Source organism: Nonomuraea sp. PA05, from assembly GCF_008086045.1.
Lineage (GTDB): Bacteria > Actinomycetota > Actinomycetes > Streptosporangiales > Streptosporangiaceae > Nonomuraea > Nonomuraea monospora.
This window is the reverse complement of sequence record NZ_VSEY01000020.1, coordinates 138,593-160,320: the sequence shown is the minus strand read 5'-3', so window position 1 is coordinate 160,320 and position 21,728 is coordinate 138,593. Positions and strand designations below refer to the sequence as shown.

Below are 21,728 nucleotides of genomic sequence, written 5' to 3'. Positions count from 1 at the left end.
GCGATCCGGAGGACGCACGCCGTCCCAGCGGCGCAGGCGTGGACGGCGGCCCTGCCAGGTGTGGCTCAGGCGGGCGCGACGGCGTCGGCGACGGCCTGCGGGGCGCGGAGCTGGAGCCGGGGCCCGGTCTGCGGCAGGTGGACGTGCTCGGCGCCCAGCTCGCCGGCCAGCCGCTCCACACGCCCGTCCGGGTCGCCGGAGGTGAGCACGGTGACCGGCACGTCGGGAAACGGCTTCTCGGCCCGCAGTGCACGCAGGTCGAGCGCCATGCGACGCAGGGCCAGCCACTCCCCCGCCACCGCCGCCAGCACCCGGCCGGTGCCGTAGACCCCCGACGGATCGGGCACCCCGGCGAGCAGCCGGTGCGCGGGCGGCCCCGTCAGGCGGGCCAGGGCGGCGGCGCCCCAGGTGCGGCCGAGCGCGGGCAGCCACCTCCCCGCGGTCAGGGCGAACGGCAGCGGCCGTCGCTCGCCCGCGCAGGCCGGCTCCACCAGCACGAGCCTGGCCAGGCAGAGCGGGTGCAGCCTGGCGAACGCCTCCGCGTGCCAGCACGCCACCCCGTGCGCGACGAGCGTGACCTGCTGGGGGTGCGCGGGTGACAGCGCGGCCAGGCGGGCGGCCTCGCCGTACAGGGTGGGCGGGGCGGGCGCGCACGGGCTGAGCCCAAGTCCCGGCCGGTCGAACCGGATGACGCGATGGCCTGCGGCGAGCCGGGCCGCCACCGCGTCCCAGTGGAACCAGGCGCCCGCGAGACCGGCCGTGATCAGCACAGCGGGCCCTTCCCCCTGCACCACGACGTGCGGCTCCCCGCCTCCGCCGCCTGCCGCCGTCACAGGATCCGCCGTCACGGGATCCGCCGTCACGGGATCCGCCGTCGCGGGGCCCGCCGCGGCGCATGCGCCCGACGCGCGCTCAGCCCCGCTGCCACCGCCACCACCGTCACCGCTCCAGGCGGGCGCGTCGTCGGCGCGGACGCGCGCACCCCCCACCCCGCCGAGCCTCCCGGGCGCGATCCGGGGCCCGGCCTCGTCGGGTTCGTCGGCGACGAGCAGCCGCAGCGCGACGTACACCAGCCACACGGCGATCGCAGTGAGCTGGGCCCGATGCGCGAGCCCGACCCCGCGCCCGACGGCCAGTGTGATGACGGTGAGCAGGGTCGCGGCCAGGGTCAGCCAGGTGAACAGCCACGACGCCCGAGCGGCCCACCGCGCGCTGAGCAGCATCATGGCGCCCAGCACGGCCCCCGTGCCCAGCACCCGCGCCAGAGCGTGCGCGACGTGCGCGGGGGACGTCCCCCGCTGCCCGCACAGCGGGTCGCTGAGCGCGGCGCAGTCCAGCGGGAACAGCCCGGCCGTGGCGGTGAGCAGCCCGAACGCGGCCAGCGCGAGCCAGCCCGCCCACTCCCATGAACACTTGAGGGAAACCCTGGGCACCAGCGCCACCCCGGCCAGGCAGGCCAGCCCGGACAGCACGTCGCTGATCCGGAACAGCCGTGTCCACGGCTGGTCGACGGCCGCGAGCTCGCTGACGTACCCCTCGGTCCTGTCGACGGTGGGCGTGGTGAACTGGCCGGTCACCCAGGCGCTGCCGAGCACCGCCGCCACGATGAACGCGCCGGCGGCGAGCACGAACAACCTTCGCTCCACGTGACAATTAGATCACCATGGGTCACTGGAGCCGATGGGCGCCCCGGTCAGAGGCCTGGAGCCCCCCAGACAGGGAACCAGCGGCTGAGGTCCTTCTCCAGCGGCAGCTCGCCCTCCAGAGCTCCCCTGGCCTGTAGTTCGAGCGGGTTGTCGCGCTTCTGCCCCGGCAGCGGGGCGAACGGGTAGAAGGTGCCGCGTTTGTACAGGTACACAACGGCCAGCCGCCTACCGTCCGGGCCGGCGAACGACACCAGCGAGCACAGCAGCGACGGCCCGAACCCGGCCCCTTCCAGCGTGGAGTTGACCGCGTGCAGCTCGGTGACCAGGTCGCCGAGCTGCTCGGGCGTGCGGCGGACCAGCAGCCAGGTGTAGCCGTAGCCGTCGTCGGACTCCTCGACGCGCTCGCCCAGCAGCGCCTTGGCGTCGCTCTCCGCCGTGGCGAACGCGCCGCCCTCCGCGGCCCTGAACGCCACGGAGCCGAGACCGGTGGGCACCAGCCCGGTGGCCGCCTGCAGCGTCACGGCCGCCGACGGCAGCGCGAACAGCGCGTCGAGGTTGGGCTTGACCGGCTTCGACCGGCCCAGCAGCGCGTCGAGCCAGCCCATGTGCGTTCTCAGCCCCTTCCGAGTTGCCGTGAGATGTCGGAGAGCTGTTCGAGCCGGCGCTCCAGCGACGGGTGCGTGGAGAACAGGTTCGCCACGCTCTGCCCCTTGGCCAGTGCCGGGGCGAAGTAGAAGGCGTTGAACGGCTCCGCCTCGCGCAGGTCGCGGGTCGGGATTCTGGCCATCTCGCCGCTCACCTTCGTCAGCGCGCTGGCCAGGGCCGACGGCCGCTGCGTAAGCAGGGCGCCCGCCCGGTCGGCCGCCAGCTCGCGGTAGCGCGACAGGGCGCGGGTGAGCAGGAAGCTGACGGCGTACACGATGACGGAGACGAGCAGGACGATCGCGCCGACGGGCAGCCCTCCCTGGCCGCCGTTGCGGCGGCCACCGAGCCCGGAGTAGAGCGCGAACCTGGTCATCAGCCCCGCCACGATCCCGAGGAACGAGGCGATCGTCATGACGGCCACGTCGCGGTGGGCGACGTGGGACAGCTCGTGAGCGATCACGCCTTCGAGCTCCTGTGGCTCCAGGCGGCGCAGGATGCCGGTCGTCACGCAGACGACCGCCTTCTTCTGGTTGCGGCCGGTGGCGAACGCGTTGGGGACGTCTGAATCCGCGATCGCCACCCGCGGCTTGGGCATGTCGGCCAGGGCGCACAGCCGGTCGATCAGGCCGTGCAGCTCCGGGGCCTCCTGCGGAGAGACCTCCCGCCCGTGCATCGCGAACAGGGCGATGCGGTCGGACAGGAAGTACTGCACCAGCAGCAGGCCGCCCGCCAGCAGCAGGACGGTCAGCGCCCGCACGCCGAGGGCGATCAGGACGCCGACGAACACCACGTAGAGCAGCCCGAGCAGGAACATCGTCACGACCATGCGGCTGGTCAGGCCACGGTCGGACGCGAACCGCGTACGCACGGGATCAGCCCGGGATGAGGCCTTGGTCGCCCAGCATCTCCCGGACCTCCTCGATCGAGGCGTCCGCGGGGGGAAGGATCAGCTCTGACGGCTCAAGGCTGTCGTCGGGGAGCGCCTTGCCCACGTGGCGCACCTTGTCGAGCAACGCGTGCAGCTTGACCCTGAAGGCCTTCTCGTCGGCGGCCTCGATGGCCGCCTCGAGCTCGCTGTCCAGCTCGTTGAGGACCGAGATGTCGTCGGCGGAGATCTCCACCTGACCCTCGCCCATGATCCTGACGATCATGCGCCCTCCCCAGGCTGGCGGTACTGCTGCGTGCCGCCCTGCTGCTGGGGCTGCGCCTGCGGCTGCGGCTGGGCCTGCTGCTGCGGCTGGCCCTGCTCGATCGCCGACTTCGGCGCCGGGCCCTGGCCCAGCTCGGCCTTCATCCTGGCCAGCTCCAGCTCGACGTCCATGCCGCCGCCCATGCGGTCGAGCTCGGCCTGGATGTCGTCGCCGCGGGTGCCGCTGAAGTCGTCGAGCGCGCCGCTGGCCAGCAGCTCGTCGATGGCGCCCGCACGGGCCTGCATCTGCGCCGTCTTGTCCTCGGCGCGCTGGATCGCCAGGCCGACGTCGCCCATCTCCTCGGAGATGCCGGAGAACGCCTCGTTGATGCGCGTCTGCGCCTCGGCGGCGGTGTAGGTGGCCTTGATGGTCTCCTTCTTCGTGCGGAAGGAGTCGACCTTGGCCTGCAGCCGCTGGGAAGCCGTCGTCAGCTTCTCCTCCTCGGCCTGCAGATTGTCGTGCTGCACCTTCAGGTCGGCCATCTGCGTCTGCAGACTGGACCGGCGCTGCAGCGCCTCACGGGCGAGATCCTCGCGCCCCACGGACAGCGCCTTGCGGCCCTGCTCCTCCAGACGCCTGGCCTGGTTCTCAATGCCGTTGATCTGCAGCTCCACCCTCTTGCGCGAGGTGGCGACGTCGGCCACCCCACGACGCACCTTCTGCAGCAGCTCGAGCTGCCGCTGATAGGAGTAGTCAAGGGTCTCGCGCGGATCCTCCATCTTGTCCAGGGCCTTGTTGGCCTTGGACTTGAAGATCATCGAAAGTCTCTTCATCACGCTCATGCGCGTCGGCCGTCCCCTTCTAGGTCGTGCTGGTGTCAATCCCAAATGCAGCGCAGCCGCCTTGGGATTACCCTACGCATAACGCACGGGGGCGTCACTAAGTTGCACTCCAGGTAGGGTTGACGCGTGTTGCGACGCCGTTCCCAGACCTCCGTGGACGACACCCCCGTCCCCGTTGACGATCCTAAGCCCCAGGGTAAAGGTCGTCCCACACCCAAGCGCCGTGAAGCCGAGGGCAAGCGGCGCCAGTACGTCTCCGCGCCGAAAGACCGCAAAGAGGCGTACAGGCAGATGCGGGCCAAGCAGGCCGCCGAGCGCGATCGGGCCCGTCAGGGCATGCTCGCAGGTGACGAGCGGTATCTTCCCGTTCGCGACAAGGGCCCCGCGCGCAAGTTCGCGCGCGACTGGGTCGACTCGCGGCGGCTGCCGAGCCAGTATTTCCTGCCGTTCTCGCTAGTCATCCTGCTGGCCACGTGGGTTCCGTGGCCGATGGCGATCCGGGCGCAGGTGCTCGGCTACGTCGTCACCATCGGCTGGCCGATCATGATGATCGGCGTGCTCTTCACCTCGGTCTACGTGTCGTGGAAGGTGAAGAAGCTGGTGGCGGAGAAGCTGCCCGACGAGAGCGTCAAGGGTGTGGGCTTCTACGCGGCCATGCGGGCGCTGCAGATCCGCAAGCTGCGCTTCCCGCCGCCGCAGGTGCTGCCCGGCGGCAAGCCGGTGCCGCCCAAGCGCTAGCCGCGGGCTGCTACGGGTTGCCGTACTCCACGTTCTCCCAGCGCAGCACGCCCCGCTCGACCGCGGGCCGCCAGCCTTCGACCGGAGTGCCTCGCTCCAGGGCGTCGGCGACGGCCCGCATGAGCGTGTAGTAGGACGACACGCGGGGCGCCATGCCGCCGATCGTGTCGTCCCAGCCGACGGCTCCTCCGGCGGAGTCGACCACGGCGTACTCGGCGCTGTCCGAATTGCGCTCCAGGTAGTACAGGAACGGGATCATCCGGCCGTTCCAGTACTCGATGCCGGGATCCGGGCCGAGGTCGGTGCGTTGCCAGGAGCACAGCCAGCGCCAGGTGTCCCTGATCTCGCGGATGCTCTGGTTGATCGCCCCGTCGAACCAGAACCCGAAGCCGAACCCGCTCGCGCCGTTGTGGCGCAGCAGGGAGGCGCGCAGGTCGTCGGGGAAGTCCACCCCCATCTGCGCCTCGGCGACCGCGATCGTGCGCGCCTTGCCGGGCGCGCCGAGCGTCCGGTACGTACGCGGCGCGTTCGCCTTCAGCCACCGCTCGATCCGCACCCACTGCCGGTTCACGGCCCGCCTGACCACCGGATCGATGGGCCGGACGGTCACAGGGCGGGGCGCGGGCGAGCAGTGGGGGTCGGGGATCTCGGCAGGCGTGGGGAGCGGCTGCTGGACGGCGGTCTGCGCCTCCAGGGACACCCGCCGCTCCTCGTCCTGGGTCATCGGCGGCGAGCCGGTGGGCTCCGGCGTGGCTCTTCCTGTGCTGCCCGGCACCAGCGCGGCCGTCAGGGTGACCACCACGATCGCCGCGATGGCGACCCACGTCAGCCCCATCCGCGTACGGCGGACGGCGGGAGCCGGGCTCTGCGGAACGGGCCGCTTGGCGGGCATGCGGGCGCGACGGCGCAGCCGGACCGCGATCGCGGTCAGGATGGCCGCCGTGAGCGCCAGCCGTACGAGCTTCAGCACGTCGCGCACCCTATCCCGAATCGGATCATCCCATGTGCCGGGATTAAGGTCTGATGCATGGAATTCCGTCACCTCGGTCGCAGCGGTCTCATGGTCAGTGAGATCAGCTACGGCAACTGGCTCACCCACGGCTCCCAGGTCGAGGAGGAAGCCGCCAAGCAGTGCGTGCAGGCGGCGCTCGACGAGGGCATCACCACGTTCGACACGGCCGACGTCTACGCGGGCACGAAGGCCGAGGAGGTGCTCGGCCGGGCGCTCAAGGGCGTACGCAGGGAGTCGCTGGAGATCTTCACCAAGGTCTACTGGCCGACCGGTCCCGGCAAGAACGACCGCGGGCTGTCCCGCAAGCACATCACCGAGTCGATCAACGGCTCGCTGCGCCGCCTGCAGACCGACTACGTCGACCTGTACCAGGCGCACCGGTTCGACGCCGAGACCCCGCTTGAGGAAACCCTCAAGACGTTCGACGACCTGGTACGCCAGGGCAAGGTGCTCTACGTCGGCGTGAGCGAGTGGACCGCCGACCAGATCGCCCAGGCTCTGAAGATCGCCGACGAGATGGGCTTCGACCGGATCGTGTCGAACCAGCCCCAGTACTCCGCGCTGTGGCGGGTCATCGAGGCCGAGATCGTGCCGCTGTGCGAGCAGGAGGGCGTCGGCCAGATCGTCTGGTCGCCGATCGGTCAGGGCGTGCTGACCGGCAAGTACCTGCCCGGGCAGCAGCCGCCGGAGGGATCGCGGGCGACCGACAAGAGCGGCAGCGCCATGATCGCGCGGTTCATGAACGACGAGGTGCTCACCCGCGTCCAGGAGCTCAAGCCGATCGCCGCCGACCTGGGGCTCAGCATGGCCCAGCTGGCCATCGCGTGGGTCCTGCAGAACCCGAACGTGTCCAGCGCGATCGTCGGCGCCAGCCGGCCCGAGCAGGTGCGTGACAACGTCAAGGCCGCCGGCGTCAAGCTGGAGGCCGACGTGCTCAAGCGCATCGACGACGTGCTCGGCTCGGCCGTCGAGCGCGACCCGGCCAAGACGCAGAGCCCGGCCTCGCGTCCGTGACGCACCGGGAGTGACGAAAACCCCTTGAGCGACAGAAACACTCAAGGGGTTTTTCGTTGTCCGGGAATCACTCCTGACGCAATGACAAACCCGTGTACTCGACGCGGTCCTCATCGAGCAAAGCGACCTGCTCAACTCCCGATTCCAGCAGGTCACGCCAGTTCTCCCCAAGCCAGGACTCCGCGTCCGCCTGGCTCGGAAAAACCTCACGCGGCAATGGGCGATCGGTTACCTCACCACCATTTGCATTTTCATAACGCCATCGCCATGTCATGCCATACGCTCCTTTTCCGCGGGTTCGCCGGCGCACCCTCCGCAGGCACTGGAACCCTACTCCCGAGCTTGGAGGTCAATCGATGCTGCGCGCGTATCGTGTTGTGGCAGAGGTCGCCCTCCGCCCGTTCCGTCCCGTCAGGCCACCCGGTCCGGTCGCGGTGCCATGGCCCTTTGTACGCTCGGCGCGGTGAAGGTCCTTCTCACCGGTACGGCGGGAAGCGCCGGCTGGCCGGAGCCCGGATGCCGCTGCGCCTCCTGCACCGCCCTGCCGCCCGCCCATCGCCGCCCCTTCGGCCTCGTCGTGGACGGCGCGGCCCCGCCCCCCTGGACACGCGGCCGGCAATTGACCGCCCCCGACGGCTCCCGGCTGCTGTACCTCCCCCGGGGACAGGCCGTCCCGTCCGGCGAGTCCGCCAGGTACGACCTCGTCCTCATCGACCTCCTCGACCGCCCGGAACGCCTCGGGGAGCTGCGGCGGGCCGGGCTGGTGGACGCGGCCACCACGGTGGTGGCGGTCGGGCTCGATCACCGGGTCCGGTCGGAGGAGGAGCTGGCCAGGCGGCTGCGGCTGTGGGGCGCGATCTCCGTCCCCGACGGCACCGAGCTGGACGTCGTACCGGGGCGGGCCGCGCAGGAGCCGCCAGGGACGGTCAGGCGCGCGCTGCTGCTGGGCGGGTCGCGGTCGGGCAAGTCGGCCGAGGCGGAGCTGCGGCTGGCGGCCGAGCCGCACGTGACGTACGTGGCCACCGGGCCCGGCGGTGAAGACGACGGCGAGTGGGCGGCGCGGGTGCGCGCGCACCGGGAGCGGCGGCCGACGCACTGGGGCACCGCCGAGACCACCGACCTGGTGGCCGCGATCCGCGCCGCGACCGGGCCGCTGCTGATCGACGGGCTGGGGACCTGGCTGGCGGCGGTGTTCGACGAGCACGGCGCCTGGGACGGTGACCGCGCGCCGGTCGCCGGCCGCTGCGACGACCTCGTGGCGGCGTGGCGGCAGGCGCCGGAGCCGATCGTGGCGGTGTCGGACGAGGTGGGGATGGGCGTGGTGCCCATGACGTCGAGCGGGCGGGCGTTCAGGGACGCCCTGGGGCGGCTCAACGAACGCCTGGCCGCCGAGTCGGAGTACGTGGCGCTGGTGGTCGCCGGCCGCCTCGTCGAGCTCTGAACGGCCCTTCTCAGGACCGGGCGGCCCTGGCGTACCAGCGCCCGTCCACCCGGTCCACGTGCAGGGGACGGCCGAAGCAGTCGCTGAGGCCGGCCGGGGTGAGCACGTCGGCCACCGGCCCCGCGGCCAGCACGCGGGCGTCGCGCATGAGCATGGCGTGGGTGGTCGTCGCCGGCACCTCCTCCAGGTGGTGCGTCACCGTGACGGTGGTCAGCACGGGCCTGGTGGCGGCCAGATCCTCGACGGCGGTGATGAGATCCTCGCGCGCGGGCAGGTCGAGCCCCGCGAACGGCTCGTCGAGCAGCAGCACCGCGGGGTCGGCCATGAGCGCCCTGGCGACCCTGATCCTGGCCCGCTCCCCCTGCGAGCAGACCCGGAACTTCCGTTCGGCGAGGTCCTTGCAGCCGAGGTCGGCCAGCAGCCGGTGGGCGCGGTCATGCTCGGCGTCGCCGTACTTGTCCCAGAGCGGGGCGCTGGTCCCGGTGTGCCCGGTGAGGACGACGGTGTGCGCGGTGGCGCCCTCCTCCTCCAGCAGCTCCTCGTCGATGAGCCGCTGGCTCTCGGCGACCAGGCCGAGGTGGCGGCGCAGCTCCCGCAGGTCGATCCGGCCGAGCCGGTGCCCCAGCACCTTGACGGTGCCCTCGGTGGGATGCCGTACGGCAGCCGCCAGCGACAGCAGCGTCGTCTTGCCCGCGCCGTTGGGGCCGAGGATCACCCAGTGATCGCCGTAGTCCACCTGCCAATCGACGCCGTCCAGTAGCGCTTTGCCGACAACCCGGACACCTACGCCTTCCAGTTCAACCACGTGCATCCCGCCACACTAGTGGGCCCTAGGATCCTGCGTTATGCGGCTGATGGACGGGCTGAGGTTCGCCCTGGGCACGTTGAGCGTGCTGCCCGTGCGGGTCGAACGGGTGGACCGGCAGGTGGCGGGGCAGGCGATGGCGCTGGCTCCGGCGGTCGGGCTGCTGCTGGGGTGGCTCGCCGCGCTGGTGCTGCTGGTGCCCGCGCCGCCGCTGCTCGGCGCCGCGCTGGCGGTCGGGGCGCTGACCCTGCTGACGCGGGGGCTGCATCTCGACGGGCTCGCCGATCTGGCGGACGGGCTGGGCAGCGGCAAGCCGTCCGATCAGGCGCTCGAAATCATGAAAAAATCGGACATCGGGCCGTTCGGCGTGGTGACGCTGGTGCTGACGCTGCTCATCCAGGTCGCAGCGCTCGCCGACGCGGGGCCGTGGGCGCTGGTGACGGCGTGCGTGGCCGGGCGGCTCGCGCTGACCTGGGCCTGCCGCTCCGGCGTGCCCGCCGCCCGGCCCGACGGGCTGGGCGCGATGGTCGCGGGCACCGTCCGGCGACCGGCCGTGTGGCTCGTCACCGTCGCGGCGGTGCTGGCCGCCGCCGCGATCGGGCTGCTCACCGCGCCGGGCGCGGGCGTCTGGGCGCGGGGTGACGATGTGAGCAGCGGCGAGCCCGCCGGGCCCGGCCTGGGCTACGCCGGGGACGGGATCCTGCTGCGGGACGGTTCCGCGCAGGACGCGGTGGCGGTGACGGTCGCCGGGAGCGTGGGCGGTCTCTCCGGGTTCGTGGTCGCGCCCGCGGCGCTGCTCGCCGGTCTCGGCGTCGCCCTGCTGCTGCTCGCCCACGCCAGGCGCCGCCTCGGCGGCATCACCGGGGACGTGCTCGGCGCCCTCGTGGAGACGGCCACCGCCACGACCCTCGTGGTGTACGCGATCCTCGGCTGAAACCCGGTCAGGCCGACTCGGCGGGCTCGACGGGCCTGGCGGGCTGCGGCGGCTGCGCGGGACGTACCGGAAAGAAGCGGAGCAGCGCCGCGCCGAGCAGCCCGATCAGCGCCCACCCCACCACTCCCGTGATGCCGGCCAGCAACTCGTTCGGCGGCACGGCGGCGTCACCGAGCAGCAGCGCCACCCCGGCGATGGCGTTCAGCGAGGCGTGCGCCACCACGGCGGGCCACACGCTCCCGGTGCGCAGCCGCAGCCACCCCATCACCACCCCGGCCACCACGCAGAAGGGGATGAAGGCCAGGGCCGCCCACGAGCCGAGCCGCGGGTAGTTGTAGCCGAGCAGGGTGAGCGGCGCGTGCCACACGCCCCAGATGGCGCCGGAGAGCAGCAGCCCGGGGAGCACGCCGTCACTGGACACGAGCCGCGGCACGAGCCAGCCGCGCCAGCCCCACTCCTCGCCCAGCGCAGGGATCGCGTTCAGCACGGGCCCTGCCGCGGCGGCGATGACGAGCTGCACGACGGCGACCGTGGTCAGGTCGGCGGGCGCCTCGACGCCCTGCGCCTGCCAGGTGGCCCTGAGCAGGCTGAGCCCTTCGAGGTCGAGCGTGACCAGGCCCACGGCGGCGCTGATCCCGAGGGCCAGGAACGTCAGCAGGGGCACCCCCAGCCAGGCCGTCAGCACCAGCAGCCCGGTGCGCCCCTTGCGCTCGCCGAGGGTGAGACCGGTCTGCCTGGCCCACTGGCGGAACGGCGTGCGCGACACCGCCCACACGCCGAGCACGCCCACGGTCGGCGTGAACATCATCAGCGTGCCCGCCACCTGGAGCTGCGGCGGGACCAGCCCGTCCCCGAACCACAGGGGCAGGGCCGCCGCCCAGGACAGCGCGAAGGTCAGGACGAGAAAGATGAGCAGAGGTCTTTTCATGAGGGGACTCGCTCCGAGATGAGGGCGTTGATGAGGGATGCGCCGCGCTCGGCGTCGTCGATGCTGATCGCGAGCCGTCCGCCGGAACGGTAGCGCAGGACCAGGCATTCGCCGCCGCGCAGCATGATGGTGGCGCTTCCCGGCAGCCCGCGGAAGCCCCAGCCGCCGACCTCGCCCGGTTGCCGCGTCTCCGACCAGGCGGACTCGACCTTGGCCAGCGGGATCCGGCGCGCGGGCCAGCCGAACGGGCCGAAGCCGATCGTGATCAGGTCGTCGCGGACCCGGACGGAGACGGCCACGGTGGCGAGCCCGGCGAGGAGCAGGATGACGAAGCCGGGCAGCAGCACGGGCACGAACCCGCCGGGCGCCGTGCCGGTGAGGGTCAGCGCCGCCGTCACGGCGGTGAAGAGCAGCGCCATGGCCGAGGCCGCGGCCAGCCAGGGGTTGACGACGCGGCTGACCCAGACGGCCCGCTGGCCCGGCCTGAGCCTGAGCACGGGCCGCGCCGCGCTGGACTGCTCGTCGGGGGCGCCCCTGCTCAGGTACGCGGCCAGCGCTCCGGCCACGGCCGCCGCGGCGATCGCGAGCGGGATGTGCCAGCCGGGCAGGAGGGCGTCGCGCCAGGTGGCGGCGTCGAGGTTGACGGCCAGCGTCGAGGCGCCGGCGCCGAGCAGGAGCACGCCCAGCGCCCACACGCACGCGGCCGAGGTCATCCGCGCCGCGCGCCGGTCCCGCGCCCGGCCGAGCAGGAGGAACACCAGGCACAACCCGGCCCAGAGGAGCTGGGTCGTGATCAGGTAGCCCGTCAGCGAGCTCGACCCGTCGGGGACGCTGCCCGACGTGCCCCAGTGGGTGGCCAGGGGGTCGGGCAGCCGGTCGCGCAGCGCCAGGGGCGCCAGGAGCAGCGCGGCGGCCACGAACAGCCACCACACGACGGCGACGACGCGGGCTCTCATGTCAGTTCCTCCATGATGGTGATGAGGTCTTGGCGGCTGTAGCCGTACTTCTCGGCCTCGTCGAGCAGTTCCCTGGCCCGCTGCACGAGCAGGGCCCGCCCGCCGGCGAGCCCGGCCACGCTGACACCGCGGCCTCTCCTGAATTCCAGCAGGCCCTCGTCGCGCAGGTCGCGCAGGGCGCGCAGCACGGTGTTGGGGTTGATGCCCAGCGCGGCGGCCAGGTCACGGGCCGGCGGCAGGCGGTCGCCCGGCCGGTAGGAGCCCTCGCCGATGGCGCGGCGGATGGCGCTCGCCACCTGGTCGTGCAGGGGGCGCGCGTCGTTGAGATCGAGCGTCAGCAACATGGTGCTAATGACACTAGCACCATTATTCAGATGACGCTGACCGAGGATTTGTAGGATGAACCCCTGTTTGTGAGTACGCAGAAACCGTGGATAGCATCGGTTTACGTGACCACTGTGCGGCTGAACTCAGCAGATCCAGTCTCCGTAGACACCGACGCGTTGATCGTCGGTTTCCGGCCGGGCCAGGACGGCCCCGTTCCCACGGTGGGCGCGGAGTCCCTGGAGTCCGCCTTCGGCGGCAAGCTCGCCGCCTCACTCGGCGCGGTCGCCTTCTCCGGCAAGGCCGGTGAGCTGGCCAAGCTGCCCACGTTCGGCGCCGTGTCCGCCCCGCTGCTGGTCGCCGTCGGCCTCGGCGACGAGCCTGGGCTGGAGGGCCTGCGCCGCGCCGCCGGCGCCGCCGTGCGCTCCCTGGCCGGCACCGCCCGCGCCGCGCTCGCGCTGCCCGCGCGCAGCGCCGAGGAGGCCGAGGCCGTCGCCCTGGGCGCGCTGCTCGGCGCCTACACCTTCGCCCGCTACCGCACGAACGGCGAGCAGAAGGCCCCCGTGTCCGAGCTCACGGTGATCTCCGAGCAGCCCGAGGCCGTGGCCGAGCGCGCGGGCGTGCTGGCCGACTCGGTCGCCCTCGTCCGCGACCTGGTCAACACCCCGCCGTCCGACCTGTGGCCCGCCAAGTTCGCCGACCTCGCGGAGGAGGCGGGCGGCAAGGCCGGCATCAGCGTCGAGGTGCTGGACGACCAGCAGCTCAGGGACGGCGGCTACGGCGGCCTCATCGGCGTCGGCCAGGGCTCGGCCAACCCGCCGCGCCTGGTCCGCCTCTCCTACCGCCACCCCGAGGCCGGCAAGACGCTCGCCTTCGTGGGCAAGGGCATCACGTTCGACTCGGGCGGCCTCTCGCTCAAGCCGTCGGCGTCCATGGACTGGATGAAGTCCGACATGGGCGGCGCGGCGGCCGTGCTCGGCGCCGTCATCGGCATCGCCCGGCTCGGCCTGCCGGTCAACGCCGTCGGCTACCTCTGCCTCGCGGAGAACCTGCCGAGCGGCACCGCGCAGCGTCCCTCCGACGTCATCCACAGCTACAGCGGCAAGACCGTCGAGGTGCTCGACACCGACGCCGAGGGCCGCCTGGTCCTCATGGACGGCATCGCCCGCGCCGCGGAAGACTCCCCCGACCTGATCGTGGACGTGGCCACCCTCACCGGCGCCCAGATCGTCTCGCTCGGCTGGCGCACCGCCGGCGTCATGTCCAACGACGACGCCATCAGGGAGCTGGTGGTCGAGGCCGCCGGCGCCGCCGGCGAGGGCGCCTGGGGCATGCCGCTGCCCGAGGAACTGCGCAAGGGCCTCGACTCCCCGATCGCCGACCTCGCCAACCTCCACCCCGAGCGGTGGGGCGGCATGCTCACGGCGGGCATCTTCCTGCGCGAGTTCGTGCCCGACGGGGTGCGCTGGGCGCACATCGACATGGCCGGTCCCGCCTTCAACAAGGGCGAGCCGTACGGTTACACCCCGAAGGGCGGCACGGGCGCCATCACCCGCACCCTCATCGGACTCGCAGAGCGGCACGCGAGCATCTGAAACAAATGAAAAGATGACGGCATCACGAACACCCCGACAAGGAGCCTTCCTGTGGCCTATGACATCGTCGTCCTAGGGGGCGGCAGCGGCGGTTACGCCTGCGCCCTGAGGGCGGCTGAGCTGGGCAAGTCGGTCGCCCTGATCGAAAAGGACAAGATCGGCGGCACCTGCCTCCACAGGGGATGCATCCCCACGAAGGCCCTGCTGCACTCCGCCGAGATCGCCGACGAGACCCGCGAGAGCGAGTCGTACGGCGTCAAGGCGCGCTTCGAGGGCATCGACGTCCAGGGCGTCCACGCCTTCAAGGACAAGATCGTCACTCGGGCCTGGAAGGGCGTGCAGGGCCTGCTGAAGGGCGCGGGCGTGACGATCGTCGAGGGCGAGGGCCGTCTCGTCGGCGGCAACCGGGTCCAGGTCGGCTCCGAGGTCTACGAGGGCCGCAACCTCGTCCTGGCCACCGGCTCGGCCCCCAAGTCGCTGCCGGGCCTCGAGATCGACGGTGAGCGCGTCATCACCAGCGAGCACACGCTCAGGATGGACCGCGTGCCCAGCTCGGTGATCGTGCTGGGCGGCGGCGTCATCGGCGTCGAGCTGGCCAGCGTCTACCGCTCGTTCGGCGCCGAGGTGACGATCGTCGAGGCGCTGCCGCACCTGCTGCCGACCGAGGAGGAGTCCAGCTCCAAGCTGCTGGAGCGGGCCTTCCGCCGCCGCGGCATCAAGTACGAGCTGGGCGTCTTCTTCGACGGCGCCAAGACCACCGAGACGGGCGTGGTCGTCACCCTGGCCAACGGCAAGACCCTCGACGCCGAGCTGCTGCTCGTCGCGGTCGGCCGCGGCGCCGTGTCGGCGGGCATGGGCTTCGAGGAGCAGGGCATCGCCGTCGAGCGCGGCGCCGTCGTGGTCGACGAGCACTGCCGGACCTCCGTGCCCGGCGTCTACGCCATCGGCGACCTCATCCCCACCCTGCAGCTCGCGCACGCCGGGTTCGCCGAGGGCATCATGGTGGCCGAGCACATCGCCGGCCTCAACCCGCCGCCCATCGACTACGCGGGCGTGCCGCGCATCACCTACTCCGACCCCGAGGTGGCCTCGGTCGGCCTGACCTCCGCGCAGGCGGCCGAGCGTGGCATCGAGATCGTCGAGCAGGTCTACGACCTGGCGGGCAACCCCAAGAGCCAGATCCTCGGCACCTCGGGCGCCGTGAAGGTCATCGCCGAGAAGGACGGCCCGGTCGTCGGCGTCCACATGGTGGGCCGTCGCATCGGGGAGCTCGTCACCGAAGGTCAGCTCATCTACAACTGGGAGGCCCTGCCCGCAGAGGTCGCCCAGCTCATCCACGCACACCCGACCCAGTCCGAGGCCATGGGTGAGGCGATGCTGGCCCTGGCCGGCAAGCCGCTGCACGTACACAACTAGTCCAGCCCTCGAGATCAGAACGCGAGAGAAGAATAACGATGCCGGTCTCCGTACAGATGCCCCAGCTCGGCGAGAGCGTTACCGAGGGCACGGTAACCCGTTGGCTGAAGAAGGAGGGCGAGCGCGTCGAGGCCGACGAGCCGCTCCTCGAGGTGTCGACCGACAAGGTCGACACCGAGATCCCGTCGCCGTCCGCCGGCGTGCTCACCAAGATCGTCGTCGCTGAGGACGAGACGGTCGAGGTCGGCGCCGAGCTCGCCGTCATTGACGAGAACGGCCAGCCGGGCGCCGCCGCCCCGGCCCCGGAGGCGGCCCCCGAGCCGGCTCCCGAGCCCGAGCCCGCTCCGGCCCCGCAGCCCGAGCCCGCCCCGCAGGCCTCCTCCATCCCGCAGCCGGCTCCGGCGCAGCCCGCCCAGGCTCCCGCCCCCGCTCCGGCCCCCGCTCCGGCCCCCGCTCCGGCCCCGGCGCCCGCGCCGCAGGCCGCTCCCCCTGCCCAGCCCGCCCAGCCCGCCGCTCAGCCGGCCGCGCAGCCCGCCCCGGCCGCGCCGTCGGGTGACAGCCCGTACGTGACGCCGCTGGTGCGCAAGCTCGCCAACGAGCACGGCGTGGACCTCGACGCCATCAACGGCACCGGCGTGGGTGGCCGGATCCGCAAGCAGGACGTCCTGGAGGCCGCCAAGTCGCAGCGCGAGCAGGCCGCCGCCCAGCCCGCCGCCCAGGCCCCGGCCGCCGCGCCCGCCGCCGCTCAGGCCCCTGCCGCCCAGGCCGCCCCCGCCGCGGCTCCGGAGCCGGTGGAGGTCGACACGACGCTGCGTGGCCGCACGGAGAAGATGAGCCGCCTGCGTCAGACCATCGCCAAGCGCATGGTCGAGTCGCTGCAGACGGCTGCGCAGCTCACGTCGGTCGTCGAGGTCGACGTGACGAAGATCGCGCAGCTGCGCGCGAAGGCGAAGGACGACTTCTTCCGCCGCGAGGGCGTGAAGCTGACCTTCACCCCGTTCTTCGCGATGGCCACGGTCGAGGCGCTCAAGCAGCACCCCAAGCTGAACGCCACGATCAACAACGAGACCAACGAGGTCACGTACTTCGACGTGGAGAACCTCGGCATGGCGGTCGACACCGAGCGCGGCCTGCTCGCGGCGGTCGTCAAGAACGCCGGTGACCTCAACCTCGCCGGCATCGCCCGCAAGATCACCGACCTCGCCGAGCGCACCCGCAACAACCAGGTGACGCCCGACGAGATCACCGGCGGCACGTTCACGCTGACCAACACGGGCAGCCGGGGCGCGCTGTTCGACACCCCGATCCTGAACCAGCCGCAGGTCGGCATGCTCGGCACGGGCGCCGTCGTGAAGCGGCCCGTGGTGCTCGACACGCCTGAGGGCGAGGTCATCGCGGTGCGGTCGATGGTGTACCTGGCGCTGACCTACGACCACCGCCTGGTGGACGGGGCCGACGCGGCTCGCTTCCTGACGACGATCAAGCGTCGGCTGGAGGAGGGGCGCTTCGAGGCGCAGCTCGGGCTCGCGTAACCCGCGCGTCTGAACAGCCGGGCGGCTCCCACGGGGCCGCCCGGCCTTTTCGTGCGCCGGCCTTTTCGTGCGCCGGCCTTTTCGTGCGATGGAAGGGCACTCGCCGGAGTACGGCGGTCAGGCGACGCGGCGGGCTGCGGGCAGGTCCCGGGCGGGCAGGTGGCGGGCGGGCAGGTGGCGGGCGTGCGGGCTGCGGGGGTGGGCGCGGCGGCGCGCGGGAGGGGTCCGGTGCGGGAACGGGGGCGGGAGCCGGCCCCGGCGTACTGTGGCCTCATGGCGATCATCGTGACGGGCGCGTCCGGACTGCTCGGGACGGCCCTGGTGGAGGCGCTGCGGGCCCGGGGCCGTGAGGTGGTCCGCCTGGTGCGCAGGCCGCCGCGACGCGACGACGAGGCGTTCTGGAACCCCGCCGAACAGGTCGTAGACCTGGCCGCGCTGGAGGGGGCCGAGGCGGTCGTGCATCTGGCCGGGGCGTCGATCGGCGACAGGCGGTGGACGCCCGCGTACAAGCGCGAGCTGGTCACCAGCCGCACTGAGGGCACCAGAGTGCTGGTGGACGCCCTGCGCGAGCTCTCAGAGCCGCCTGGGGTGCTTCTGTCGGCCTCCGGCATGGACTTCTACGGCGACACCGGCGACCGGGTGGTCGACGAGGGCCAGGGCAACGGCCGCGGCTTCCTGCCGGACCTGTGCCGGCGGTGGGAGGCCGAGGCGCTGCGGGCGCGGGAGGCCGGGATCAGGACGGTCCTGGCGCGTACGTCGCTGGTGCTGAGCGGGAACGGCGGGGCGCTCGGCCGGATCCTGCCGATCTTCAGGATGGGGCTCGGCGCGCCGCTCGGGACGGGCCGGCAGTACTGGTCGTGGATCAGCCTGGACGACTGGGTGGGCGCGGCGCTGCACGTGCTGGCGACCCCGGAGGTCGAGGGGCCGGTCAACTTCTCGTCACCGGGCCCGGTGACGAACGCCGAGTTCACCAGGACGCTCGGCAAGGCGCTGCGCCGGGGCACGATGCCGATCCCGGTGCCGGCGTTCGCGCTGGCGGCGGGGCTGGGCGAGTTCGCGCGCGAGGGATTGCTGGTCAGCCATAGGCTGGAGCCGGCCATGCTTACGGCGAGTGGCTATCGCTTCACGCATACGCGTCTCGACGAGGCCCTGCGCGCCGTACTGTAGGTTGCCGTCCAATCTCTAGCACCTGGGAGAACTCTGACATGAGCCGGTCAGGACAGTCGCACATCCTCGCCATCGGGGGCGGGTCGTTCCGTCCCAGCAGGCGCCACGGCCAGCTTGAGGCCGGCGCGCTGCTGCGGTACGGCCTCGACCTGACCGGCCAGGACCGTCCGAAGCTGGGCCTGGTGGCCACGGCGACGGGCGACGCGGCCGACTGGGTGCTGAAGATGTACGGCGCCTTCGCGGGCTGGGATGTCGAGCTGAGCCATCTGACGGTGTTCCCCATGCCGAACGTGGCGGATCCGCGCGCGTGGATCCTGGAGCAGGACATGATCTATGTCAGCGGTGGCAGCGTGGCGAACCTGATGGCGTTGTGGCGGTTGCACGGGCTCGACGAGGCCTTCGAGGAGGCGTGGCGGGCCGGGGTGGTGCTGTCGGGGCAGAGCGCGGGCGCGTTGTGCTGGCACGTCGGCGGCAACACCGACTCCTTCGGCCCCGACCTGCAGGTGTGGGCCGAGGGGATGGCGCTGCTGCCGTACTCGTGCGGGGTGCACTACAACTCCGAGCCGCAGCGCCGGCCGCTGCTGCAGCGGTCGGTGGCCGAGGGTGAGCTGCCCGGCGGGTACGCCGCCGACGAGGGCGTCGGCCTGCACTACGTGGGCACGGAGTTCATCCAGGCCGTGAGCATCGAGCCGGGCGCCTTCGCGTACAAGGTGGAGACCGACGACGCTGGAAAGGTAAAGGAGTTCAGGATCGAGCCACGTTTGCTGACCCCCTGATTACCCTTCGAGGGTGAGGGAACGGCACAATAGGCTCATGCGCCCCACCCCCGGGGACGATCCCCACGCACTCGCCATCGTCCGCCTCGGTGTCGACGTCCCCTACGAGCAGGCCTGGTCGTTGCAGCGCTGGGTGCACGGCAAGCGGGTCGCCGCAGAGCTCACCGACACCGTCCTGATCCTCGAGCACGCGCCCGTCTACACGGCGGGCAAGCGCACGGCCCCGCACGAGCGTCCCGCCGACGGCACCCCCGTCGTCGACGTCGATCGCGGCGGGCGCCTGACCTGGCACGGCCCCGGGCAGCTCGTGGCCTATCCGATCGTGGCGATCACCGACGTGGTGGCGTTCGCCTGCCGCCTGGAGGACGCGATGATCCAGGTGTGCGCCGACTTCGGCGTCACCGCCAGGCGGGTGTCCGGCAGAGGCGGGGTCTGGGCGCTCGGCGACTCGGCCCTGGGCCTGCCCGACCGGCAGCTCGGCGCGGTCGGCCTGCGGGTGGCGAAGGGCGTGACCATGCACGGCTTCGCCCTCAACTGCGCCAACGACCCCCGCTGGTTCAACCGCATCGCGCCGTGCGGCATCCCCGACGTGGGGGTCACCTCGCTGTCGGCGGAGACGGGCCGCCGCATCGTGGTGGAGGAGGTCATGCCGATCGCGGAGAAGCGGCTGGCGGAGGCGCTCGGCAAGGAGCCGTTCGACCTGCACGAGGAGGATCTGCTCCGGCGCTGAGGTGGCCGTTGACCGAATCGGCATCTGGTAGGCGCGCGTTCCCGGCTTACCATCGCCTTTGTGACGCGTCTTTGCGCTCTTGTGCTCGCACTCGTGGTGCACCTGCTGACGCTGGCGTTCGTCGCGCTGGGCGGGTGGATCATCCTGCGTGCGCCGGGGTCGGTGTTGTCGTGGCTGCTGGGCGGGGTGAGCCTGGCGATCGGCTGGATGTTGCGGCCCCGGCTCGGCCGCCTGCCCGCCGACGCCGAGGTGCTCGACCGCGCGGCGGCGGAGGAGCTGTACGCGCTGGCGGACCGGGTGGCCGACCGGGTGGGGGTCAAGCGGCCGGGCAAGGTCGTGCTGCTCGATCTGGCCACGCGCACCGGCTACGACCGGGTCGGGCTGGCGCGCACCCCCGTCCTGCTGATCGGCCTGCCGCTGTGGCTGGCGCTGCCGCCCAGGCAGCGGGTGGCCGTGCTGGCCAGGGCGTACGCGCGGATCCCGACCGGTGACGAGCGGGTGGTGAGCGAGGCGCTGGCCACTCTGGACGCCTGGCGGGACGCCCTGGTGGGCCCCGGCTCCGCGCCGCTCAAGGCGAGGTCGGACGCGGAGGACAAGATCGCCGCCGGCACGCCGATGGCGCTGGAGGCGGTGCACCCCGCCTACGACGTGACAGGTTTCCTGGGACGCCTGGTCGGCCGGCTGCTCGGCGGCCCCGTGCTGCTCACCCGGTACGCGCTGGCCCGCCTGGCCCGCGCTGGGGAGAGCCGCGTCCGGGCCAGGCACCGGGCTCTGGTGCTGCGCGTGGTGTCGGAGCAGGAGCTGGCCGACCTGGAGGCGCTGGAGCGGCGCGGCGGCTACGTGGCGCCGATGCAGGCGGCGGCGCTGCGCGGGGAGAGCGTGTCGGCGATCCGGCGCACGGTGCTGACCAAGTTCCAGCTCACCGCCGACGGCGTGTGGTCCTCCGCGCCGCACTCGGAGCTGCTCGGCACCGGCCAGTCCGACGGGATCGACGAGGAGCTGGCGGCGCACTACGCGCGGGCGATCCGCGGCTTCGGCCTCATCTCCTGACCCTCGACCGGGTCGCTGTCGCGGCGGACGTAAGCTGAGAAGGTGACCGTTGCTCCTGAAGGCCGAAAGCTCCTCCGCCTGGAGGTGCGTAACGCCGAAACCCCTATCGAGCGCAAGCCCCCGTGGATCAAGACCAAGCTGAGGACGGGCCCCGAATACACCGAGCTGAAATCGCTCGTGCGCCGGGAGGGCCTGCACACGGTCTGTGAAGAGGCGGGCTGTCCGAATATCTACGAGTGCTGGGAGGATCGCGAGGCGACCTTCCTCATCGGCGGCGACCAGTGCACCCGCCGGTGCGACTTCTGCCAGATCGACACGGGCAAGCCGAAGGAATACGACCGCGACGAGCCGCGCAGGGTCGCCGAGTCCGTCCAGCAGATGGGCCTGAAGTACGCGACCGTGACCGGCGTGGCCCGCGACGACCTGCCCGATGGCGGCGCCTGGCTGTACGCCGAGACGGCGCGCCAGATCCACGCGCTGCTGCCCGGCTGCGGCGTCGAGCTGCTGGTGCCCGACTTCAACGGCAACCGCGAGCAGTTGGAGGAGGTCTTCTCCAGCAAGCCCGAGGTGTTCGCGCACAACGTCGAGACGGTGCCGCGGATCTTCAAGCGCATCCGTCCCGCCTTCCGCTACGAGCGCTCGCTGGGCGTGATCACGATGGCTCGCGAGGCCGGGCTGGTCACCAAGTCCAACCTGATCCTGGGCATGGGCGAGACGCGCGAGGAGATCGTCGAGGCCATGCGCGACCTGCATGCGGCCGGCACCGACCTGCTGACGATCACGCAGTACCTGCGGCCGACGCCGCGCCACCACCCGGTGGAGCGGTGGGTCAAGCCGGAGGAGTTCGTCGAGCTGCAGGCCGAGGCCGAGGCGATCGGGTTCGCCGGGGTGCTGTCCGGGCCGCTGGTGCGCTCGTCGTACCGGGCGGGCCGGCTCTACAAGCAGGCCATCGAGGCCCGCCAGAGCGCCTGACCCACGCGTCCGGAGCCCCGGGGCTGGTTCCCCGGGGCTTCCGCATGTCGGGAATCGCCGCATGCCAAAGATGCG

Annotated in this window: 23 protein-coding genes; 12 read left to right on the top strand and 11 right to left on the bottom strand. The window is 72.2% G+C overall.

Going from position 1 to position 21,728, the window contains the following annotated elements; all coding sequences use genetic code 11:
* Positions 1 to 65: 65 nt before the first annotated feature.
* Genes FXF51_RS29975 through FXF51_RS29955 form a run of 5 tightly spaced genes read right to left on the bottom strand, consistent with a single transcriptional unit; the run spans position 66 to position 4,263 of the window.
* Positions 66 to 1,646, bottom strand: a complete 1,581-nt coding sequence (locus tag FXF51_RS29975; protein ID WP_148438037.1) for an alpha/beta fold hydrolase — start codon at positions 1,644 to 1,646, stop codon at positions 66 to 68.
* Between the two features lie 47 nt (positions 1,647 to 1,693).
* Positions 1,694 to 2,251 carry a PspA-associated protein PspAB gene (gene pspAB, locus FXF51_RS29970; RefSeq protein WP_148438036.1) on the bottom strand — a complete coding sequence of 186 codons (558 nt, stop codon included), beginning with the start codon at positions 2,249 to 2,251 and terminating at the stop codon, positions 1,694 to 1,696.
* Positions 2,252 to 2,259: 8 nt separating this feature from the next.
* Positions 2,260 to 3,159 carry a zinc metalloprotease HtpX gene (gene htpX, locus FXF51_RS29965; RefSeq protein ID WP_148438035.1) on the bottom strand — a complete coding sequence of 300 codons (900 nt, stop codon included), beginning with the start codon at positions 3,157 to 3,159 and terminating at the stop codon, positions 2,260 to 2,262.
* 4 nt (positions 3,160 to 3,163) lie between these two features.
* Positions 3,164 to 3,442 (bottom strand): PspA-associated protein PspAA, encoded by a 279-nt coding sequence (gene pspAA / locus FXF51_RS29960; protein WP_148438034.1) that lies wholly within the window; start codon positions 3,440 to 3,442, stop codon positions 3,164 to 3,166.
* Positions 3,439 to 4,263 (bottom strand): PspA/IM30 family protein, encoded by an 825-nt coding sequence (locus FXF51_RS29955; protein ID WP_148438033.1) that lies wholly within the window; start codon positions 4,261 to 4,263, stop codon positions 3,439 to 3,441. The genes pspAA and FXF51_RS29955 overlap by 4 nt, the downstream gene beginning before the upstream one ends.
* 153 nt (positions 4,264 to 4,416) lie before the next feature.
* On the opposite strand from FXF51_RS29955, the gene FXF51_RS29950 reads away from it, so the two are divergent.
* Positions 4,417 to 5,001 (top strand): DUF3043 domain-containing protein, encoded by a 585-nt coding sequence (locus tag FXF51_RS29950; protein ID WP_262379922.1) that lies wholly within the window; start codon positions 4,417 to 4,419, stop codon positions 4,999 to 5,001.
* Positions 5,002 to 5,011: 10 nt separating this feature from the next.
* Here FXF51_RS29950 and FXF51_RS29945 read toward each other — a convergent pair whose 3' ends face one another.
* On the bottom strand, positions 5,012 to 5,971 hold the full coding sequence (locus FXF51_RS29945) for an SMI1/KNR4 family protein (protein ID WP_148438032.1): 960 nt from the start codon (positions 5,969 to 5,971) through the stop codon (positions 5,012 to 5,014).
* A 57-nt stretch (positions 5,972 to 6,028) separates the two neighbouring features.
* Between FXF51_RS29945 and FXF51_RS29940 the strand changes: the two genes are divergently transcribed.
* Positions 6,029 to 7,027: an aldo/keto reductase family protein gene (locus tag FXF51_RS29940; protein WP_148438031.1), complete on the top strand. Its 999-nt coding sequence runs from the start codon at positions 6,029 to 6,031 to the stop codon at positions 7,025 to 7,027.
* Positions 7,028 to 7,094: 67 nt separating this feature from the next.
* Here the strand turns inward: FXF51_RS29940 and FXF51_RS29935 are convergent, their stop codons facing one another.
* Positions 7,095 to 7,301: a hypothetical protein gene (locus FXF51_RS29935; protein ID WP_080041212.1), complete on the bottom strand. Its 207-nt coding sequence runs from the start codon at positions 7,299 to 7,301 to the stop codon at positions 7,095 to 7,097.
* Positions 7,302 to 7,490: 189 nt separating this feature from the next.
* Here FXF51_RS29935 and FXF51_RS29930 point away from each other — a divergent pair, with 189 nt between their 5' ends.
* Entirely contained in the window at positions 7,491 to 8,468 is a 978-nt protein-coding gene (locus FXF51_RS29930; protein ID WP_148438030.1) for a bifunctional adenosylcobinamide kinase/adenosylcobinamide-phosphate guanylyltransferase, read from the top strand.
* A gap of 10 nt (positions 8,469 to 8,478) precedes the next feature.
* Here the strand turns inward: FXF51_RS29930 and FXF51_RS29925 are convergent, their stop codons facing one another.
* Positions 8,479 to 9,279 carry an ABC transporter ATP-binding protein gene (locus FXF51_RS29925; protein ID WP_148438029.1) on the bottom strand — a complete coding sequence of 267 codons (801 nt, stop codon included), beginning with the start codon at positions 9,277 to 9,279 and terminating at the stop codon, positions 8,479 to 8,481.
* Between the two features lie 34 nt (positions 9,280 to 9,313).
* Between FXF51_RS29925 and FXF51_RS29920 the strand changes: the two genes are divergently transcribed.
* On the top strand, positions 9,314 to 10,207 hold the full coding sequence (locus tag FXF51_RS29920; protein ID WP_148438028.1) for an adenosylcobinamide-GDP ribazoletransferase: 894 nt from the start codon (positions 9,314 to 9,316) through the stop codon (positions 10,205 to 10,207).
* Between the two features lie 7 nt (positions 10,208 to 10,214).
* On the opposite strand, the gene FXF51_RS29915 is transcribed toward FXF51_RS29920, so the two are convergent.
* Genes FXF51_RS29915 through FXF51_RS29905 form a run of 3 tightly spaced genes read right to left on the bottom strand, consistent with a single transcriptional unit; the run spans position 10,215 to position 12,435 of the window.
* A complete protein-coding gene (locus FXF51_RS29915) occupies positions 10,215 to 11,135 on the bottom strand; it encodes a CPBP family intramembrane glutamic endopeptidase (RefSeq protein ID WP_148438027.1) in 921 nt (306 codons plus the stop codon).
* On the bottom strand, positions 11,132 to 12,091 hold the full coding sequence (locus FXF51_RS29910) for a DUF1648 domain-containing protein (RefSeq protein WP_148438026.1): 960 nt from the start codon (positions 12,089 to 12,091) through the stop codon (positions 11,132 to 11,134). Before FXF51_RS29910 ends, FXF51_RS29915 begins: the two co-directional genes overlap by 4 nt.
* On the bottom strand, positions 12,088 to 12,435 hold the full coding sequence (locus FXF51_RS29905) for a GntR family transcriptional regulator (protein ID WP_148438025.1): 348 nt from the start codon (positions 12,433 to 12,435) through the stop codon (positions 12,088 to 12,090). Before FXF51_RS29905 ends, FXF51_RS29910 begins: the two co-directional genes overlap by 4 nt.
* A 105-nt stretch (positions 12,436 to 12,540) precedes the next feature.
* Here FXF51_RS29905 and FXF51_RS29900 point away from each other — a divergent pair, with 105 nt between their 5' ends.
* From FXF51_RS29900 to lipA, 8 genes are all read left to right on the top strand, one after another.
* Positions 12,541 to 14,010 carry a leucyl aminopeptidase gene (locus FXF51_RS29900; protein ID WP_148438024.1) on the top strand — a complete coding sequence of 490 codons (1,470 nt, stop codon included), beginning with the start codon at positions 12,541 to 12,543 and terminating at the stop codon, positions 14,008 to 14,010.
* Positions 14,011 to 14,061: 51 nt separating this feature from the next.
* Positions 14,062 to 15,426 (top strand): dihydrolipoyl dehydrogenase, encoded by a 1,365-nt coding sequence (lpdA, locus tag FXF51_RS29895; protein ID WP_148438023.1) that lies wholly within the window; start codon positions 14,062 to 14,064, stop codon positions 15,424 to 15,426.
* Between the two features lie 38 nt (positions 15,427 to 15,464).
* A complete protein-coding gene (gene sucB, locus FXF51_RS29890) occupies positions 15,465 to 16,958 on the top strand; it encodes a 2-oxoglutarate dehydrogenase, E2 component, dihydrolipoamide succinyltransferase (protein ID WP_148438022.1) in 1,494 nt (497 codons plus the stop codon).
* A gap of 273 nt (positions 16,959 to 17,231) precedes the next feature.
* Positions 17,232 to 18,125 carry a TIGR01777 family oxidoreductase gene (locus tag FXF51_RS29885; protein WP_148438021.1) on the top strand — a complete coding sequence of 298 codons (894 nt, stop codon included), beginning with the start codon at positions 17,232 to 17,234 and terminating at the stop codon, positions 18,123 to 18,125.
* A 38-nt stretch (positions 18,126 to 18,163) separates the two neighbouring features.
* The gene (locus tag FXF51_RS29880) at positions 18,164 to 18,901 is read left to right on the top strand and encodes a peptidase E (protein ID WP_148438020.1); all 738 of its coding nucleotides are present in this window, start codon (positions 18,164 to 18,166) and stop codon (positions 18,899 to 18,901) included.
* A gap of 37 nt (positions 18,902 to 18,938) precedes the next feature.
* Positions 18,939 to 19,631: a lipoyl(octanoyl) transferase LipB gene (lipB, locus tag FXF51_RS29875; RefSeq protein ID WP_148438019.1), complete on the top strand. Its 693-nt coding sequence runs from the start codon at positions 18,939 to 18,941 to the stop codon at positions 19,629 to 19,631.
* Positions 19,632 to 19,691: 60 nt separating this feature from the next.
* Positions 19,692 to 20,681 carry a hypothetical protein gene (locus tag FXF51_RS29870; RefSeq protein ID WP_148438018.1) on the top strand — a complete coding sequence of 330 codons (990 nt, stop codon included), beginning with the start codon at positions 19,692 to 19,694 and terminating at the stop codon, positions 20,679 to 20,681.
* Between the two features lie 42 nt (positions 20,682 to 20,723).
* Positions 20,724 to 21,653, top strand: a complete 930-nt coding sequence (gene lipA, locus FXF51_RS29865) for a lipoyl synthase (protein ID WP_148438017.1) — start codon at positions 20,724 to 20,726, stop codon at positions 21,651 to 21,653.
* The last annotated feature ends 75 nt before the right edge of the window (positions 21,654 to 21,728 follow it).

Coding starts and splice junctions, on each gene's coding strand:
- pspAA (WP_148438034.1), bottom strand. CDS start 3,442: ATGATCGTCAGGATCATGGGCGAGGGTCAGGTGGAGATCTCCGCCGAC.
- FXF51_RS29940 (WP_148438031.1), top strand. CDS start 6,029: ATGGAATTCCGTCACCTCGGTCGCAGCGGTCTCATGGTCAGTGAGATC.
- lipB (WP_148438019.1), top strand. CDS start 18,939: ATGCGCCCCACCCCCGGGGACGATCCCCACGCACTCGCCATCGTCCGC.
- FXF51_RS29880 (WP_148438020.1), top strand. CDS start 18,164: ATGAGCCGGTCAGGACAGTCGCACATCCTCGCCATCGGGGGCGGGTCG.
- FXF51_RS29910 (WP_148438026.1), bottom strand. CDS start 12,091: ATGAGAGCCCGCGTCGTCGCCGTCGTGTGGTGGCTGTTCGTGGCCGCC.
- sucB (WP_148438022.1), top strand. CDS start 15,465: ATGCCGGTCTCCGTACAGATGCCCCAGCTCGGCGAGAGCGTTACCGAG.
- pspAB (WP_148438036.1), bottom strand. CDS start 2,251: ATGGGCTGGCTCGACGCGCTGCTGGGCCGGTCGAAGCCGGTCAAGCCC.
- FXF51_RS29955 (WP_148438033.1), bottom strand. CDS start 4,263: ATGAGCGTGATGAAGAGACTTTCGATGATCTTCAAGTCCAAGGCCAAC.
- FXF51_RS29905 (WP_148438025.1), bottom strand. CDS start 12,435: ATGTTGCTGACGCTCGATCTCAACGACGCGCGCCCCCTGCACGACCAG.
- FXF51_RS29925 (WP_148438029.1), bottom strand. CDS start 9,279: ATGCACGTGGTTGAACTGGAAGGCGTAGGTGTCCGGGTTGTCGGCAAA.
- FXF51_RS29920 (WP_148438028.1), top strand. CDS start 9,314: ATGCGGCTGATGGACGGGCTGAGGTTCGCCCTGGGCACGTTGAGCGTG.
- FXF51_RS29935 (WP_080041212.1), bottom strand. CDS start 7,301: ATGACATGGCGATGGCGTTATGAAAATGCAAATGGTGGTGAGGTAACC.
- FXF51_RS29915 (WP_148438027.1), bottom strand. CDS start 11,135: ATGAAAAGACCTCTGCTCATCTTTCTCGTCCTGACCTTCGCGCTGTCC.
- FXF51_RS29885 (WP_148438021.1), top strand. CDS start 17,232: ATGGCGATCATCGTGACGGGCGCGTCCGGACTGCTCGGGACGGCCCTG.